General features: G+C 64.9%; 15 protein-coding genes and 2 tRNA genes. 9 read left to right on the top strand and 8 right to left on the bottom strand.

Annotated elements, in window-relative coordinates:
* The first annotated feature begins 106 nt into the window (after positions 1-106).
* Positions 107-598 (top strand): hypothetical protein, encoded by a 492-nt coding sequence (locus PSAL_RS02020; protein WP_147407639.1) that lies wholly within the window; start codon positions 107-109, stop codon positions 596-598.
* A gap of 145 nt (positions 599-743) precedes the next feature.
* Here PSAL_RS02020 and PSAL_RS02015 read toward each other — a convergent pair whose 3' ends face one another.
* Positions 744-2,174 (bottom strand): Glu/Leu/Phe/Val family dehydrogenase, encoded by a 1,431-nt coding sequence (locus PSAL_RS02015; RefSeq protein ID WP_119839733.1) that lies wholly within the window; start codon positions 2,172-2,174, stop codon positions 744-746.
* 260 nt (positions 2,175-2,434) lie between these two features.
* Entirely contained in the window at positions 2,435-2,944 is a 510-nt protein-coding gene (locus PSAL_RS02010; protein ID WP_119839734.1) for a hypothetical protein, read from the bottom strand.
* 110 nt (positions 2,945-3,054) lie between these two features.
* On the opposite strand from PSAL_RS02010, the gene PSAL_RS02005 reads away from it, so the two are divergent.
* The 5 genes from PSAL_RS02005 to PSAL_RS01985 all read left to right on the top strand — a co-directional run bounded on the left by PSAL_RS02005 (position 3,055) and on the right by PSAL_RS01985 (position 7,212).
* Complete coding sequence (locus PSAL_RS02005; protein WP_119839735.1) at positions 3,055-3,447, top strand: hypothetical protein; 393 nt, start codon at positions 3,055-3,057, stop codon at positions 3,445-3,447.
* A 172-nt stretch (positions 3,448-3,619) separates the two neighbouring features.
* Positions 3,620-4,921 (top strand): homoserine dehydrogenase, encoded by a 1,302-nt coding sequence (locus PSAL_RS02000; RefSeq protein ID WP_119839736.1) that lies wholly within the window; start codon positions 3,620-3,622, stop codon positions 4,919-4,921.
* A gap of 169 nt (positions 4,922-5,090) precedes the next feature.
* Complete coding sequence (recJ, locus tag PSAL_RS01995; protein WP_119839737.1) at positions 5,091-6,836, top strand: single-stranded-DNA-specific exonuclease RecJ; 1,746 nt, start codon at positions 5,091-5,093, stop codon at positions 6,834-6,836.
* Between the two features lie 109 nt (positions 6,837-6,945).
* A tRNA-Glu gene (locus PSAL_RS01990) sits at positions 6,946-7,020 on the top strand.
* Between the two features lie 117 nt (positions 7,021-7,137).
* Positions 7,138-7,212, top strand: a tRNA-Glu gene (locus PSAL_RS01985).
* A 150-nt stretch (positions 7,213-7,362) separates the two neighbouring features.
* Here PSAL_RS01985 and PSAL_RS01980 read toward each other — a convergent pair.
* From PSAL_RS01980 to PSAL_RS01955, 6 genes are all read right to left on the bottom strand, one after another.
* On the bottom strand, positions 7,363-8,256 hold the full coding sequence (locus PSAL_RS01980) for a glucokinase (protein ID WP_119839738.1): 894 nt from the start codon (positions 8,254-8,256) through the stop codon (positions 7,363-7,365).
* 322 nt (positions 8,257-8,578) lie between these two features.
* Positions 8,579-9,367 (bottom strand): glycoside hydrolase family 25 protein, encoded by a 789-nt coding sequence (locus PSAL_RS01975; RefSeq protein WP_119839771.1) that lies wholly within the window; start codon positions 9,365-9,367, stop codon positions 8,579-8,581.
* A gap of 310 nt (positions 9,368-9,677) precedes the next feature.
* On the bottom strand, positions 9,678-10,775 hold the full coding sequence (locus PSAL_RS01970) for an ABC transporter ATP-binding protein (protein ID WP_119839739.1): 1,098 nt from the start codon (positions 10,773-10,775) through the stop codon (positions 9,678-9,680).
* A gap of 4 nt (positions 10,776-10,779) precedes the next feature.
* Positions 10,780-11,688 (bottom strand): carbohydrate ABC transporter permease, encoded by a 909-nt coding sequence (locus tag PSAL_RS01965; protein ID WP_119839740.1) that lies wholly within the window; start codon positions 11,686-11,688, stop codon positions 10,780-10,782.
* A complete protein-coding gene (locus tag PSAL_RS01960; protein ID WP_119839741.1) occupies positions 11,681-12,553 on the bottom strand; it encodes a carbohydrate ABC transporter permease in 873 nt (290 codons plus the stop codon). The genes PSAL_RS01965 and PSAL_RS01960 overlap by 8 nt, the downstream gene beginning before the upstream one ends.
* Before the next feature lie 72 nt (positions 12,554-12,625).
* Positions 12,626-13,870, bottom strand: a complete 1,245-nt coding sequence (locus PSAL_RS01955) for an ABC transporter substrate-binding protein (RefSeq protein WP_119839742.1) — start codon at positions 13,868-13,870, stop codon at positions 12,626-12,628.
* Positions 13,871-14,339: 469 nt separating this feature from the next.
* Here PSAL_RS01955 and PSAL_RS01950 point away from each other — a divergent pair, with 469 nt between their 5' ends.
* Genes PSAL_RS01950 through PSAL_RS01940 form a run of 3 tightly spaced genes read left to right on the top strand, consistent with a single transcriptional unit; the run spans position 14,340 to position 17,357 of the window.
* Positions 14,340-15,071: a response regulator transcription factor gene (locus PSAL_RS01950; RefSeq protein WP_119839743.1), complete on the top strand. Its 732-nt coding sequence runs from the start codon at positions 14,340-14,342 to the stop codon at positions 15,069-15,071.
* Entirely contained in the window at positions 15,068-16,519 is a 1,452-nt protein-coding gene (locus tag PSAL_RS01945; RefSeq protein ID WP_119839744.1) for a sensor histidine kinase, read from the top strand. Before PSAL_RS01950 ends, PSAL_RS01945 begins: the two co-directional genes overlap by 4 nt.
* 43 nt (positions 16,520-16,562) lie before the next feature.
* A complete protein-coding gene (locus PSAL_RS01940; protein ID WP_196222815.1) occupies positions 16,563-17,357 on the top strand; it encodes a pyrroline-5-carboxylate reductase family protein in 795 nt (264 codons plus the stop codon).
* Positions 17,358-17,369: the final 12 nt, after the last annotated feature.

Here is a 17,369-nt window from a genome sequence, read left to right as displayed (position 1 = left end):
AAGTAAAATCAGGCGGAAATGGCCTGCAAAGCGTCCAGAGCGCCTTTCGGCGGATGACACTTCGGTGATGGATCGGCATCACTTCCGTGACGATTGGGGGAAAGCAATGACATGCCGTATCCTGCTCGACGGTTCGGCCGGTGAAACTTTGACGGTCGCCGAAGAGCTAGCCTGGCAACTGGGCGCCCAGTTGCATGAAATCGAAGCCCCGGACCCGGAAACCGGTGTCAGGGCCGCGCTGCGCCGCAAGATCTCGGCGCTGCGTCCCAAGCAGCCCGGTATCCTCGTACCCGATCAGCCCTGGCATCGCAGTGACCTCATGATCCTTGGCACGCCGGCCTGCCAAAGCCATATCGCCCCGGCGCTGCGGCAATGGCTGGAAATGCGCCCCGCCCTGCCGGATCGGATCGCCTTTCTCTGCACCTCGCACGATGACGATTCCGCCGATGGCGTATTTGCCGAACTCGAAAGCCTGACGGGCCGCGATCCGGTCGCGCAACTGCATCTGACGTCACCGGAAATCGCGAGGGAAAACTGGGGCAGCAAGATCGAGCATTTCCTGGAACGCTGCGTGATCCGCTACCGCCACAGCGCCTGAACCGGGAAACCGGCGGCGTATGGCGGAGTCCCTCCGATCAGAACGTCATGCCCCGCACACTATCTGGCGCCACGCGCCGCGCCGGGCCCATCGAGGGCCCGGCGCGGCGCGTGGCGCCAGATATTCGACGTCAGGATTCCGGACCTCAGAGACCCTTGGCGCGGTAACTGGCCGCAACGCGGTCGATCGCCACCAGATAGGCCGATGTACGCAGGTCCTCGACATCGCTGCGGCCATGCCAGACTTCGCGCATGTTCTGCAGCGCCACCCGCATCGTATCGTCCAGGCCGGAGCGCACCAGTTCAAGCTCTCCTGCGCCGCGCAGGTACTTTTCCTTGAAACCGGGGGAAAGCTGCCAGCCGACGCCGCTGTCGGCAGACAGGCGTTCCAGCTCGTCCACGATCAGCTGGTGACGTGATTCTTCCTGGCGACGGCCCATGCGACCAAAGCGGATATGGCCGAGGTTCTTGACCCATTCGAAGTAGGACACCGTGACACCGCCCGCGTTCACGTAAAGATCCGGGATGACGACCGTCCCCTTGTGGCGCAGGATTTCATCGGCCCCGGCGGTGATCGGACCGTTGGCGGCCTCGACGATCAGCGGGGCCATGATGCGGGCGGCGTTGCCAAGGTTTATCACCCCTTCCAGGGCGGCCGGAATAAGAATGTCGCAGTCTTCTTCGAGGACAGAGGCACCATCCGCCACATATTGCCCTTCGGGGAAGCCCTTCACGCCGCCATGAGTGCTGATCCAGTCGCGCAGCGCGTCGATGTTCAGGCCTTCCTCGGCATAAAGTGCGCCGTCGCGTTCGATCACGCCGGTGATCTTCGCCCCGTCTTCGGTGCTGAGGAAATGCGCCGCGTGATAGCCGACGTTGCCAAGGCCCTGAACGATCACGCGCTTGCCGTCCAACCCACCGGTCAGGCCTGCCTTGGCAACATCCGCCGGTTCGCGGAAGAATTCGCGCAGCGCATATTGCACGCCGCGCCCCGTTGCCTCGACCCGGCCGGCAATCCCGCCGGCATTCAGCGGCTTGCCGGTGACGCAGGCCCTGGCGTTGATGTCGGTGGTGTTCATCCGCGCATATTGATCGGCCATCCAGGCCATTTCCCGTTCGCCGGTGCCCATATCAGGCGCGGGCACGTTCTGAGCCGGGTTGATCATGTCGCGCTTGATCAGTTCATAGGCAAAGCGACGGGTGATCTGTTCCAGCTCGTGATCGTCCCATTCGCGCGGGTCGATGCAGAGCCCGCCCTTGGAGCCGCCGAAGGGCGCCTCGACCAGGGCACATTTGAAAGTCATCAGCGCAGCCAGCGCCTCGACCTCGTTCTGGTTGACGGACAGGGCATAGCGGATGCCGCCCTTGACTGGTTCCATATGTTCGGAATGGACTGAACGATAGCCGGTGAAGGTATGGATGCTGCCGCGCAGGCGCACCCCGAAGCGCACCGTATAGGTCGCGTTGCAGACGCGGATCTTTTCTTCCAGACCGGGGCTGAGATCCGTCAGCGCGACGGCCCGGTTGAACATGAGCTCGACGCTCTGGCGGAAACCGGGTTCCTTGACAGGTTGCATCCTATCCCTCCAACAGGTGGTTGGCCAAACAAGTGGCTTTGGCGGCAAGATGGACCAAATCCGTGATGGTTCCATTAAAAACTGCCGTTCACCGGTACCTTGCTTGGCCATGGTCACAAATGGCAACCCCGGGCGGCGGATGCGGGCGAAACTCCGGGCTTGCGCCGCACTGCCGCATGGGTAAGGCGCGCCAACCTGTTGAGATGATTGATACAGAGAGCATCGGCGTTCCGCACTGCAGCACGGCGCCGGGTCAGCCCTCAGCTGGCGGGGTCGTTGCCTGCCTGCGCCGCTGCGCTGTCGCGCTCCATCAGCCGCAGGGTGATCATGTCCGCCATGGCCCGCGTCTCGGCCCCGCGCAGGACGCCACCGATGCCGGCCCGCTTGCCGATCCGCCAGTACAGACCGGGGCGGAACATGAGGCCCGGCGCAGAGGACAGCCGCAGCACGAAACCGTTCGACGGCTTGAAGGCGAAAGTGCCACGATCCACCGACAGGATCAGCGCCTCGGGCGCGATCATGCGCCCCGAGCTGTCCCGAAGGCCCTGCGCGGTATATTCCAGCCCCAGGGCGGTTGCCTTCGACATCGACCAGGCCCCGAACACCAGGACGGCGGCCACGGCAAACAGCGGGATGCGGCGTCCGAAACTGGCGCTGTCGGGCATCATGGCGATATTGCCCACCGCCACAGCCAGAAGCACGAGCACGCCGACGCCGAAAAAGCGCCGCGCCGGGCTGGCATCTATCCGGGCCAGAACCTCATCTGTCATCACATCGTCCCCGTCTTCCCGCTGGTCAGATCCCTGCCCTTACCGCAGCCTCTGCCCAAAAGCGAGAGGCGCTTCTTGCCAAGCCGGCGAAGCTGAGGCACTGCTGGAACATGATCGCCTTGCCCCGCCTCATTTCCTGCCGGAAGGCCCTGACCCTGATGCCGATCCTGACGGCGGACCGGACAGCGGAGCGTGCCGATCATCAGGTCAGTCGTCAGAACCATGCTGGTGTCCGCCGTCGGGCAGATCGATGGACCAGCGCCTGCGCCGCACTGCTTCTGGTGGGGCTGACGGGGTGTGACCGGCCCTCCGAACTGGATACGCCTATCTCGCAGGAAGCGCGCGCGGCGCCCTATCCGACGCTGATCCCGGCCAGCCGCATACTTGCCAGCGGCGCCGCCCAGCCCCGGATCGCGGAACAGGACGACGACGCGCTTCTGTCGCGGGCCGAGGCGCTGCGCCGCCGCGCCAGCGCGCTGCAGGACTATGAATTCGACAGCTGAATGGCGGGCCTCTGCCTGACCGCCGACTGACCACGGGCGGCCCTCCCGCCTGACGAACGCCCCCGGATCCGGCCCCCTGCCCGGTCCATCCGTGCAAAAGCCGCGTTGCAAGGCTGCACGGAAGGCGATAGGCCGTTGCCTCGGAAAGACCCGGGTAATCAGGAGAACTGCAATGAGCGAGCCTTTGCGCCCCGCGCCCCTCAGGTTGGGAATTGCCGGCCTCGGGACGGTCGGCACCGGCGTGTTGAAAATCCTGCGCAAGGAAGCCGCCATGCTGAGCGCCCGCACCGGGCGCGAGATCACCGTGAGCGCGGTTTCGGCCCGCAACCGGGGCAAGGATCGCGGCATCTCGCTGGACAGCTACGCCTGGGAAGACGATCCTGTCGCCCTGGCCACCCGCGACGATGTGGATGTCTTCGTCGAACTGATGGGCGGCTCCGACGGGCCGGCCAAGGCCGCGACCGAAGCGGCGCTGAAGGCCGGCAAGGACGTGGTCACCGCCAACAAGGCGATGCTGGCGATCCACGGGCAGGCGCTGGCCGAACTGGCCGAAGACGCCGGGCGGGTGATCCGCTTCGAAGCGGCCGTTGCCGGGGGCATCCCGGTGGTGAAATCCCTGACCGAAGGCCTTGCGGGCAACCGTATCCAGCGCGTCATCGGCGTGATGAACGGCACCTGCAATTACATCCTGACGCGGATGCAATCGGCGGGCCTGCCCTATGACATCGTCTTCCAGGAAGCCGCCGACCTTGGCTACCTCGAGGCCGATCCGCAGCTGGACGTGGGCGGTATCGACGCCGGTCACAAGCTGGCGCTGCTGGCTTCGGTCGCCTTCGGCACGCGGGTCTCCTTCGACGCGATGGAGCTGGAAGGAATTGGGCGCATCACCATCGACGACATTCGCGCCGCCGAGGACATGGGCTATCGCATCAAGCTGCTCGGCGTCAGCCAGATGACCGGGCGCGGGCTGGAACAGCGCATGGCGCCCTGCCTGGTGCCCGCGACCAGCCCGCTGGGGCAGCTGGAAGGCGGCACCAACATGGTGGTGCTGGAAGGCGACGCGGTCGGCCAGATCGTGCTGCGCGGCGCCGGTGCGGGCGAGGGGCCAACGGCCTCTGCCGTTCTGGGCGACCTTTGCGACATTGCACGTGGCTTCCGCCTGCCGGTCTTCGGTCAGCCCGCCGCCTCGCTGGAAGACGCCGTGCCCGCGACCTCAACCACGCCGGCCCCCTATTACGTGCGCCTGACCCTTCAGGACAAACCCGGCGCCCTGGCCAAGATCGCTACGGTCCTGGGCGAAGCGGGCGTCTCGATCCACCGGATGCGGCAATACGACCATACCGGCGGCCGTGCCCCGGTGCTGATCGTGACCCACAAGACACAACGCAAACTGCTGGACGAAGCCCTGGTAGCCATGACCGGCACCGGCGTCGTCGAAGGCGACCCCGTCGCGCTGCGGATCGAGACGGTCTAGGCTGCGCGCCCCAGCCTATTGGTTCGGGTTTTCGGCTTGCGGTATTCGGGCGGGCTTTTAGCCGGGTGCCGGCGGGCAAAGAGAAATCTGTGCCCTCGGGCCCGGCGACTGTCGCGCCCTTTGCCGGCCGGCTCCGGCCCCTGAACAGTGCGATATGCGAGGAAAACAGATGAGCTTTCTGGACGTGGACTCCTCTCTGACCGGGCGGCGCTGGATCGGACCTACGGCCGGGATCGAACGCCAGGCAGCGGCCCTGGTGCAAAGCGATCACCTGCCCGAAGCCCTGTGCCGCATCCTGGCCCGGCGCGGCGTGGGACCGGGCGAGACCGCGGCCTTTCTTGAACCACGCCTGCAGGATCTGCTGCCCGATCCCCGGTCCCTGCTGGATATGGAGACCGTGGCGGCGCGGTTCCTGCGCGCAGTCCGACAGCGCGAAAGGATCGCCATCTTCGCGGATTACGACGTGGATGGCGGCAGTTCGGCCGCGCTTCTGATCGACTGGCTGCGCCAGATGGGGCGCACCGCGACGCTGTATGTCCCGGACCGGATCGATGAAGGCTATGGCCCCAACGTGCCCGCCATGCAGGCGCTTGGCGCCCAGCACGACCTGATCATCTGCGTCGACTGCGGCACGCTCAGCCACGGACCGGTCGCCGCCGCGCCCTGCGACGTGGTGATCCTGGACCACCACCTTGGCTCCGAGACCCTGCCCGAGTGCATCGGCGTCGTGAACCCCAACCGACAGGACGAAACCGGCGCGCTGGCCCATCTGTGTGCCGCCGCCGTAGTGTTCCTGATGCTGGTCGAGGCCAATCGCCAGATGCGCGACGAAGGCGCCAAGGGCCCGGACCTTATGGCCATGCTCGACCTGGTGGCACTGGCGACCGTGGCCGATGTCGCCCCGCTGATCGGCGTCAACCGCGCGCTGGTCCGGCAGGGGCTTCGGGTCATGGGGCGGCGCGAACGCCCCGGCCTGACCGCCCTGGCCGATTGCGCACGGATGAACACCGCGCCTGCAGCCTATCACCTTGGCTTCCTGCTGGGCCCGCGCGTCAACGCCGGCGGGCGCATCGGGCAGGCCGACCTTGGCGCGCGGCTGCTGGCCAGCGACGAACCCGTCGAGGCCCGCGCCATGGCCGAGCGCCTGGACGAGCTGAACACCGAACGCCGCGAGATCGAGGCCGAAGTCCGCGCAGCCGCCATGGTCCAGGCCGAAGAGCGCGGCCTGGACGCGCCGCTTGTCTGGGCGGCGGGCGAAGGCTGGCACCCCGGCGTGGTCGGCATCGTCGCCTCGCGCCTGAAGGAGGCCACCAACCGCCCCGCCATCGTGATCGGGATGGACGGTGACGAAGGCAAGGGATCGGGGCGGTCCGTGACCGGGGTCGACCTTGGCGCGAGCATCCAGAAGCTGGCCGCCGAAGGGCTGCTGATAAAGGGCGGCGGGCACAAGATGGCCGCCGGTCTGACCGTGGCCCGTGACAAGCTGGAAGCCGCGATGGCGCGCCTGTCCGAGCTGCTTGAAAAGCAGGGCGCAGGATCGGCCGGCCCGGGCGACCTGAAGATCGACGGGTTGCTGATGCCCGGTGCCGCCACCCCCGAACTGGTCGACCAGCTGGAAGCGGCCGGGCCCTACGGCGCCTCGGCCCCTGCCCCGCGCTTTGCCTTTGCCGGCCAGAAGATCAGCTTTGCCAAACGTATCGGCGACACCCACCTGAAGATCAGCTTCAACGACGGCATGGGCAAGCGGGTCGAGGCGATCTGCTTTGGCGCCTATGACGGGCCGCTCGGACCGGCGCTGGAACAGCATGGCGGGCGGCCCTTCCACCTGGCCGGAAAGCTCGAGATCAACGACTGGGGCGGACGCCGCAACGTGCAGCTTCGGCTGGAGGATGCAGCCCCCGCGAGCGACGGTTAGACGCCCTTTCTGACCCGCCCGCAAGGTGGCGAAAAAAGTTGAACCGGGGCGGAAAAATCCCCTTGCACCGGTAGCGGCCTTTGCATAGAACCCGCCTCACGCCAAGCGTGGCCCGTTCGTCTATCGGTTAGGACGCCAGGTTTTCAACCTGGAAAGAGGGGTTCGATTCCCCTACGGGCTGCCATTTTCCCCGCGCTGCAGCAAGGCAGGCTCTCGGAAACACTTCGGGATGTCAGTATGTTGCTCAGTCCAGACCCCGGTCTGGAAGCGGGAAGATGGTAGAACGCAAGGCACATGAGATGGCCCGTTCGTCTATCGGTTAGGACGCCAGGTTTTCAACCTGGAAAGAGGGGTTCGATTCCCCTACGGGCTGCCATCTCCTCCATCGCCTCACCTGAAATGCGCGGGCTGCGCACCGCGATCACCAGCAGCACGCATGTCGTCTTTCGACCGTCGAAAGCCGGGCTTGCGGCCGGGATACCCCGGACCGCCATGCCATCCATCAGGCGATGAACTGCGGCAGCAATCAGGCTGCTGCGCACCCTGCCAAGGCTGCCGTATCGTCCAGGATCACCCGCACCGGCACATGCGAACAGGTGTCCAGCGCCAGCGGCTTGGAATAGGCTACGCGAAACGCCTTGGCGCCGCCCTTGGTCAGCACGGCCCGCGCCACCCCACCGGAAAAATGCAGCCCCTGCCCCGGCAGGAACCCCAGCGTCAGATCCTGCGCGAGGAAAGCCATCAGTTCGGCGTAGTGAAGAACGAATTCAGCCATCTGCAAATCTTCGGCCGCCATCGCCTCGGCCGCGCCGACCGAGGCACCGGACCAAAGCTGCCAGAGTTTGTCGAAACCGCGCCCCGAATAAAGATGTTCGACCGTTTCGTAGCCGTGATCCGAGGTCCCGGCGAGCGCGCTCACCCGGTCACGACTGCGCCAGGCAAGCTGCACATGCCCCTGTTCGGCCTTGGGCACGATCGGCCCCTCGGGACGGATCACCACGGGCGAAACGTTGAATCCCGTGCCGATCCCCGCGACCAGGGCCTGATCCCCGAACGGTGCGAAATCGGCCGTGATCTGCAACAACCCCTCATCGGTCAGCGAGGGCACGGAATAGCCAAGCGCTTCGAGGTCGTTCATCAGGCGGGAGCGCACGCTGAACAGGGAGTCCATTTCGCGGACGTCCAGATACCATTCCCGGTTCGTCAGCCGGGCCTGAGTCTGGTTGACCGGCCCCGCCACAGCCACGGCCATGGTTTCCAGAGGCGGATCGCCGGCCTCTGAGACATAGCGTTTCGCCACATCGTACCAGGTGGCGAAATCATCATTGCGGAAACTGCGGATCGTCTCCTTCAGGACTGCATTCCCCTGCGCAAGCGCAAAGCGGACATTGGTACCGCCGACATCAGAAACCAGTTTCATTCCATTCCCCCGGAGCAGGTCCTGCGTTTATGTTAGCGCTACTAACAGAGCCCGTGCGCCGTGCAAATACTCCGAGCGTGCTTAAGGAACAACAGGCTCGGACGACGCCGCAGCAAGAGGCAGTTCGCAGCAGGGTTCCGAAGCAATGGCCCTCCCAGGAAGCCTGTCGAGCCACTTACGCGCGGAAACCGCGCAGGGGGCGCTGCCCCCTCACCCCCGGAGTATTTCCAGCCAGATGATGAAGAGCCGCTCCCCTGTCATCTGGCCCGAAATACTCCCGCCGGAGGCCTCCGGAACCCGACGCAGCGCCATCATCGCGAACCTAACGTTGTCGGCGGGAGCCGAGCCAGCGTGTCCAGTCACTGCGGTCTCCGGCAAAGGCATTCAGGTCGACGATGCCATTCACGCCGGGGACAACACCGGTGCCGGAATATTGCCAGAAGGTCCACCGTTCCTCGGGATACCTGACCGAGGGGTGGGCGGTGGTCGAGCGCAAAAAGAACTCCACGCCGCTCAACTGTCCCAGCCCGTTTTCACGGTAGAAATCCGGTGTCGTGTAGACCACGGGAGCCGTGCCGTAGTGCCGGGCGACGATCTGTGCGAAGGTCGTGATATCCGCGCGGACCGTTGCGGCCGGCGGGCGGCGTTGGCAGGTGGGGGAGGTGTGGTTCCACTCCATGTCCAGCATAGGGGGCAGGTCTCCGCCGCGTTTGGGGACGTTGCGGATGAACCATTCGGCCTGTTCCCGCGCCGTTCGGCAGAAGTAGTAAAAATGATAGCCGCCGACCGGCACCCCGGCGGCGCGGGCCTGGGGCGCGTTGATGGCGTAACCAGGGTCCAGAAGATCGCCGCCCTCGGTCACCTTCAACCAGGCAAAGCTGACACCGGACCTTTGCGCGCGGGACCAGTCGATGCGACCCTGGTATCGGGCCGCGTCGATCCCGTGGACCGGATAGGCCGAAGGCGCGCGCGCCGACCAGTCATGCGGCCTGGTATCGCCGAAGGAGGCCGGGATGCCAGGCGCGCGGTGGTCGGAGGCGTCAAGCGGCGCCGGGTTCATCAAGCCCTTGACCTCTGGCGGGCGACCGCAGGCCGAGAGGGCAAGCACCATGGAAAGCACCAGGAATGCGCTGCGGCGTGATGGGCGCCGGCTGGCCGCCCCGGGGTTCGCGGGTCCTGTGGATCGGATCGGTATGATGCTGGCCCCTTCATTCGGCAGATCTGCGCCCGACCTCATGGCGGGGCCTTGCAGAAAGCCTAGCGGGACCCTCACGCAAATGCACCTTTCGGTTGCACCTTCCGAAGCCTGAAGCCCCGCTTGGGCAGATCCTTGCCGACCAACAAAAAACGGGCGCCGGCTTGATGCCCGCGCCCGCCCTTGTTCACGTTTCCCCAACCGGCGGCGCCGGTCGCAGGCAGGCTCAGTTCAGCCGCTCGCCGGTCTTCGGTGCGAAATAGCTCGCCTTGCCCAGATCGAAAGCCAGCTCCAGTTCGCGCCCCGCCAAAGCCGAGGTTTCCGCATGCAGCCGCGCCGTCACAGACTTGCCCCCCAGTTGCGACACCACATAGGTATCCGCGCCGGCCGGTTCGACCATGTCGACCATGCAGGCGGCCTGTTGCACATCTTCGCCAGAGCGATAGCCCGCTTCGGCGATGTCTTCGGGACGCAGCCCGATGATGACATCCTGCGGCAGGTCGAGGGGCCGAGAATCCGCCAGGATCAGGGGCTCGCCCTTCATCCGGGTGATCTCGATCCGGTGACCATGGCCATCGCGCTGCACACGGGCCGGGATCAGGTTCATCGCGGGAGAGCCCATGAAGTCGGCAACGAACAGGTTCGCCGGCGTGTTGTAGATCTCGGCCGGGGTGCCGATCTGCTGGATCACGCCGCCCTTCATCACGACGATCTTGGTGGCCAGGGTCATGGCTTCGATCTGGTCGTGGGTGACGTAGACGATCGAGGCGTTCAGCGTCTGGTGCAGCTTCTTGATCTCGGTACGCATCTCGACCCGCAGCTTGGCGTCGAGGTTCGACAGCGGTTCGTCAAAGAGGAACAGCGCCGGATCCCGCACCAGGGCGCGGCCCATGGCGACCCGTTGACGCTGACCACCCGAAAGCTGACCCGGCTTGCGGTGCAGAAGCGGAGAAATCTGCAACAGTTCGGCCACTTCCTTCAGCTTCTTGTCCTGGGTCGCCTGGTCGATGCCGCGCACCTTCATGCCGAAGGTGATGTTCTTGGCCACTGTCATCGTCGGGTAAAGCGCATAGCTTTGGAAGACCATGGCGATGTCGCGGTCCTTGGGCGAGACATCGGTCATGTTCTTGCCGGCAATGTCGAGCTTCCCGCCGGTGATCGGTTCCAGCCCGGCGATACAGTTCAGCAGCGTGGACTTGCCGCAGCCCGAAGGACCGACGAGCACCAGGAAATCGCCGGGTTCGATCGCCACGTTGATATCCTTGAGGATCTCGGTCTGGCCGTAGCTCTTGTAGAGGTTCTGGATGTCGAGGATGGGAGCCATTGGTTTATCCTTTCACCGAACCGGCCGTGAGGCCGCGGATGAAGTACTTGCCTGCGACGACATAGACGAGAAGGGTCGGCAGGGCGGCAATGATCGCTGCGGCCATGTCGACGTTGTATTCCTTCACGCCGGTCGTCGAATTGACGATGTTGTTGAGCGCCACGGTCACCGGCTGGGTGCCCGACTGGCTGAAGCTGACCCCGAACAGGAAGTCGTTCCAGATCTGGGTGAATTGCCAGATGACGGTCACCACGATGATCGGCAGCGACAGCGGCAGGAAGATCGACCAGAAGATGCGGAAGAAACCCGCGCCGTCGATCTTGGCCGCCCGGACCAGCTCATAGGGAATGGTGACATAGTAGTTGCGGAAGAACAGCGTGGTGAAACCGAGGCCATAGACCGTGTGCACCAGGATCAGTCCGGGGATCGTCCCGGCCATGCCGAGCAGACCCAGCATCCGCGCCATCGGCAGCAGCACCACCTGGAAGGGGATGAAGCAGCCGAACAGCAACAGGGCGAACAGCAGGTTGGCCCCCTTGAAGGTCCATTGCGCAAAGACATAGCCATTGAGCGCCCCGATCAAAGTCGACAGCGCCACGCCGGGCACCGCGATCAGGACCGAGTTCCACATGTAGGGCTTCAGACCCTCGCACTTGATCCCGGAACAGGCCCCGGACCAGGCGGTGCGCCAGGCCTCGAAGGTCACGTCGCGCGGCAGCGCCACAAGCGACCCGGTGCGAATTTCGTCCAGCGATTTGAGCGAGGTGGTCAACATCACGAAGAGCGGCAGCAGATACCAGATCGCGAAGACGATCAGCACCGCATAAAGCCCGACGCGCAGCGCTATCCGGCTGGCCCGGCCGGAGGATCCGCGTTTGCCGGCGCGGGGGGAGGCGAAGGTCGTATCAGTCATGTTTCGCCCTCAATTCAGAGTAAAGGTAGGGAACGACGATGGCGAAGACGACCGCCATCATGATCATGGCCGAACTTGCCGCCTGACCCAGGTTCCCGCGCGAAAACGCCATCGCGTACATGTAGGTGGCCGGCAGGTCCGTGGCATAGCCCGGCCCGCCGCCGGTCAGCGCGATGACAAGGTCGAAGCTCTTGATGGCAAGGTGCGACAACACGATGAAGGCCGACAGGAAGATCGGTGCCATCGAGGGGATGATGATCGCCGTGTAGATCCGGTGCGTTGGAATGCCATCGACCTGCGCGGCCTTGATGATCTCGCCGTCCACGGACCGCAGCCCGGCCAGGAACAGCGCCATCACGAAGCCCGAGCTTTGCCAGACACCCGCAAGGACAATGGTATAGATCGCCATGTCGGGGTTGATCAGCCAGTCGAAGGTGAAATTCTCGTAGCCCCAGCCGCGGACCATGGCTTCAATCCCGAGACCGGGATTGAGGATCCACTTCCACGCGGTCCCGGTAACGATCATCGACAGCGCCATCGGGTAAAGGAAGATCGTGCGGATCGCCCCTTCGGTCCGGATCTTCTGGTCGAGGAAGATCGCCAGCAGAAGGCCCAGCACCATCGAGATGATGATGAACAGCGCGCCGAATATGAACAGGTTGTTCATCGCCGTGTCCCAGCGTGGGGTGGCGAAAAGCTTGGTATATTGGCCGAATCCGACAAGATCGTACCGTGGCATCAACTTGGAGTTGGTCAGCGAGACCCAGGCGGTCCAGCCGATGAAGCCGTAGACGAAAATGAGGATGGCGGCGAAGGTAGGTGCCAGGACCACTTTGGGGACCTGTCTCTCTAGCCAGTTTTGCATTGGGGGCTCCGCAATTCAGCGCCGCCCGCCCAGGGGGATCCCGGCCGGGCGGCAAAGGTATCGATCAAAGGATCACATCGCGTTGGCGACGGCCTCGGTCAGCATCTGGACCGCATCTTGCGAAGACATGTCCGAGTTGAAATGCGCGGTCACCACATCGGTGATCGCACCGGCAGGCTCGCCACGCAGCGCCATGCCGTGGGCATAGCTGGGCAGAAGCGAACCGCTTGCCGCATCCTTGGCCATGTCTTCGGCCGAGATATGCGCGCACATGTCGAAATCGTCGAGCGACACGTCGGAGCGCACCGGGATCGAGCCCTTGTTCAGGTTGAAGGTCTCCTGGAAGGACGGGCCGACGATCAGTTCCGCCAGCAGATTCTGCCCGGCAACCTTGTCTTCGTCCCCACCGACGTCGAACATGGCAAAGCTGTCGACGTTGTAGAGATAACCGTCACCCGGCGTCGCGCCGCAGAGGAAATCCTCGCCCGGGACCTTGCCGGCGGCAAGGAATTCGCCCTTGGCCCAGTCACCCATGATCTGGAAGGCGGCCTCGCCGTTCATGACCATGGCGGTGGCCAGGTTCCAGTCGCGACCCGAGAAGTTGTCGTCGACATAGCCGCGCAGGGTGCGCATCTCGTCGAAGACTTCGACCATCGTTTCGGAATCGAGCGCTTCGGGGTCCAGATCGATCAGCGCGGATTGATAGAACTCCGCCCCATGGCCCAGGACAACGGCTTCGAAAAGCGTGGCGTCCTGCCAGGATTGACCGCCATGGGCCAGCGGGGTGATGCCGGCTTCCTGCAGCTTGTCAGAAGCGGCGTTGAACTCTTCCCAGGTGGTGGGCATCTCGACGCCGTTCTGGTCAAGGATCGCCTTGTTGGCCCAGATCCAGTTCACGCGGTGGACGTTGACCGGCGCAGCGCACCAATGTCCGTCGCATTTCATGTGCTCGGCAAGCTGATCGGGCAGGACATCGGCCCAGCCCTGCTGCTCGGCCACGTCCGAGATATCGGCCAGCACGCCTTCTTCATACCATTCCTGGATCGCCGGGCCTTTCAATTGCACGGCCGTCGGAGCGTTGCCCGACAGGACACGGGCGCGCAGTGCCGTCATGGCCGCGTCGCCGCCGCCGCCCGCCACGGGCATGTCGGTCCAGGTGCCGCCGCGTTCTGCGAATTCTTCCTGAAGCACAGCGACCGATTTGGCTTCGCTGCCGGATGTCCACCAATGCAGGACTTCGGCTTGCGGATCGGCCAGCACGGGCAATGCCGCGATCGACAATGCGGTCGAGGCCACGAACAGGTTTTTCATCTTCATCTGGATTATCCTCCCAAGGAATTCCGTCTGCCCGTCGATCACGACGGGGACGCCGCATAATCACGCCGCCGTGACGATGCATGCAACAGATCTGACCTACCGTCGCCCCATATTTTGCGCCCCTCTGTTACACGCTGTTACTCGGGCGCATTTGCTGCAGCGCAGCAACAATGCTGACAAAAGGCATCACCGACGGCCGCCTCTATGGGGGCCCTGCCCCCGAACGGCGCACCGCAAAGCGGTCCGCCGCCCTCCCCCGGGAGTATTTCCGGCCAGATGATAAAGAGCCGAGGCTCAGGACATGGCTCTTTCATCTGGCCGGAAATACTCCGGGGGGAGCCGCCTTCGCGGCGGGGGGCAGCGCCCCCCAGATAGGCAGAAGATGCATCCCCCGATCAATTGCGCTGTGCGGCCCTGTCCCATAATGTGCGCAAAACGCGTGAGGCAGCCGGGGGAGGCAAGGCAGGGCATGACGATCGCACGACTTCTGGTGGTCGATGACGACACGGAGATGCGCGACATGCTGACGGATTTTCTCCGCCAGTCAGGTTTTTTCGTCTCCTCCGCCGCCACCCGTTCCGAGATCGACGCCTACCTGGCCGCCGGGCGGATCGATCTGATCCTTCTCGACGTGATGCTGGGAGACGAGAGCGGCGTCGAGATCTGCGCCGAATTGCGGCGTGATCACGAGATGCCGATCATCCTCGTCTCGGCCCTGTCTGCCGATCATCAGCGCATGGCAGGATACGAAGTCGGGGCTGATGACTACATCGCCAAACCCTTCAACCCCAAACTTCTGCTGGCCCGTGTGCGCGCCGTTCTGGGCCGGGCCAGGCGCACGCCATCCCTTGTCTATCGCCGCTCGACCCGGCGCTATGATTTCGGCGGCTGGACCTATGATGGCAAGCGCGACGAGGTCCGCAGCCCCGAGGGGTTTCAGGTTGCCCTGTCCCGGCGCGAAACCGAACTGCTGAAGGTCCTGCTGGCCAATCCGCACATCCCCCTGACCCGCGAGGAAATCGCCGGGTCCCTCGACATGGCCAGCGAGGATGCGGGTGAGACCTCGGGGAGGGCCATCGACATGCTGGTCGGCCGTCTTCGCTCCAAGATCGAACCCGACCCCAAGACGCCGATGATGCTGAAGACCCTGCGTGGCACCGGCTATATCCTCGCCAGTGACGTCTCGGTCGCCGAAGCATGAGGCACTGGCGCCCCAGCCTGCGGCACCTTGGGATAATCTGGGCCGGCACCGCCTTTCTGTCGGGTGCCATGGCAGGCGCGCTCTGGTTCGGGTCCCGCACCGCCTGGGAAGCCCATCTGGGCCGGGCCTATGTCGCCGGAGTGACTCTGTATGATTCCCTGGCGCGCGGCACGGCGCCGCCCGACGGCGTGACCCTGACCCCGGTGCCGGCAAGCCAGCAGTCACGTGCACGCGATGGGGCCTTTGCCGCGATCGACGGCATGCCCTCGCCCGCCTTCGTCGCCCAGGTCTCGATCCGGGATGCCTCGCTGGAGGATCTCGGGGGGGTCGTGCTGCGCCTCGCCATCCTGTCTGGCGATCTGCAATACGAGGTCGCAAACCTGGTACCGGGCGCCGGGCGGACTGCCCCGGAAAAGCTGGGCCATATCACGCGGCTTCTGGCCAATTACTGTAGCCACCCTGTCCTTTTCGCCCAGATGGGCGATGCCCCCTGGCAGCGGATTGACGGCGCGCCGATCTGGGGTTGCGAAGCCCAGCCGCGCGACACGCGCCTGCTGGGGCTGGTCCTTGCCATGTTGGCGCTTGCGGCGATCTATACCCGGCTAACCGACAGCGCATCGCGGTTCGAGACCTTCGCCGAGACCCTCGGCAGTCGGCGCCGGCTTGGCGGCCCCCAGGCCTATGCCGCCGAAGGCCCGGCCGAGTTGGATGCCATCGTGCAGGCGGTGAACAGCTATCTGGAAGCCGAGCGGGACCAATTGTCCCGCCGGGCCCTGGTCCTTTCCGGGGTCAGCCACGACCTCGGCACCCCCGCAACCCGCCTGCGCCTGCGTGCCGCCCTGATCGCGGATGCGGATCTGCGCGAGAAATTCGATACGGATATAGACCGGATGACCGGTATGATCGAAGGTGTGCTGACCTACACGCGCTCCGAGCTGAGCCACGAGGAACCACGCCAGATTTCCCTTACGTCCCTGGTGGAAAGCGTCGTGGACGACTACCAGGACATGGGCCGCCCGGTCGAACTGGTCACACCGGAGCCTCGGGTGATGGAAAGTGCCGCCAATGTCTTTATGGCGCGGCGCCGGGCCACGACCTTGCCCGAACCAAAGCGCCTGCTGGTCACGGCCCGTCCCATCGCGCTGCGTCGGGCGCTGGAGAACCTGATCGACAATGCGCTTAAATACGGCCGGCGCGCGCGGGTCGACCTGACGGCGGATTCCAGCTTTGCCTGCATCACCGTCGAGGACGAAGGTACGGAGCAGCGGGCCGAAGAGTTGGAGGCCCTGATCCAGCCGTTCCGGCGCGGCCCCAATGCCGGCGCCGTGGATGGGTTTGGCCTTGGCCTGACCATCGTCACGGCCGTGGCCGAACAGCACGGTGGCGGCCTCAGCTTTGCCAATGGCCGTCATGGATTGCGCGCCATGCTCGAGATTTGCCGGACCTGAAATTCGCCTTGCGGAGCAACCGACACCCCAAAGGAGCCTGCCCATGCCGCCCAATCCCGTGATTGCCCTAGTCGGAGCAAGTGGCTGGCTTGGCCGCTATATCGGCCCTGCCCTGCTGGCCAATGGCCTGACAGATGCCGAACACTTTCACGCCCTGAACCGATCCGGCCCCAGCAACGCCTACACCGCCTGGCCCGTCGCCTGGCACCATGACCTGGCAGAGGCGCCCAGCCCGGATGTGGTGATCCTGTCCCTGCGACCCGACGACTTTCGGGCCGGCAACTTTCACTGCCCCGACGCGCTGGTCATCTCGGTCATGGCGGGCGTTCTGGCGGCTGAGATTGCCGAAAAAACCGGCGCCTCGCGCATCATCCGCGCCCTGCCGAATGCCCTGGCCGAAGTCGGGCAATCCTATACGCCCTGGACCGCCGCCGCTGCTGCAGGCGAAGCGGACAAGAGCCTCGCCCGCGCGATTTTCTCAGGTATCGGGACCGAAGCGGAAGTGCCCGGAGAAGCCCAGATCGACGTCATGACAGCCCTATCCGGGGCTGGCCCCGCCTATGCCGCCTTGCTCGCCACCGCGCTGATCAAAGCGGCAGAATCGCAAGGGTTGTCCCCGAGCCTGGCCAGAGGCGCGGCCGAAAACCTTGTCTGCAACGCCGCTCTGTTGTTGAAGGGCCGCATCGCCGAGGCCCCCGACATCGTTCAAAGCTTCATCGACTATGACGGTGTCATCGCCGAAGGCCTCCGCACCACCCGCGCCGCTGGTCATGACGAAAGCATCGCGAAAGGTCTGGAGGCCGCGCTTGTGAAGGTGCGACAGATGAACCTCGGATAGCTGGCATGGCGG

Origin of the sequence: Pseudooceanicola algae (assembly GCF_003590145.2) — a bacterium.
Taxonomy (GTDB): domain Bacteria; phylum Pseudomonadota; class Alphaproteobacteria; order Rhodobacterales; family Rhodobacteraceae; genus Pseudooceanicola; species Pseudooceanicola algae.
Note: the sequence above shows the minus strand (reverse complement) of the source record. Positions and strands in the feature narration are given on the sequence as shown.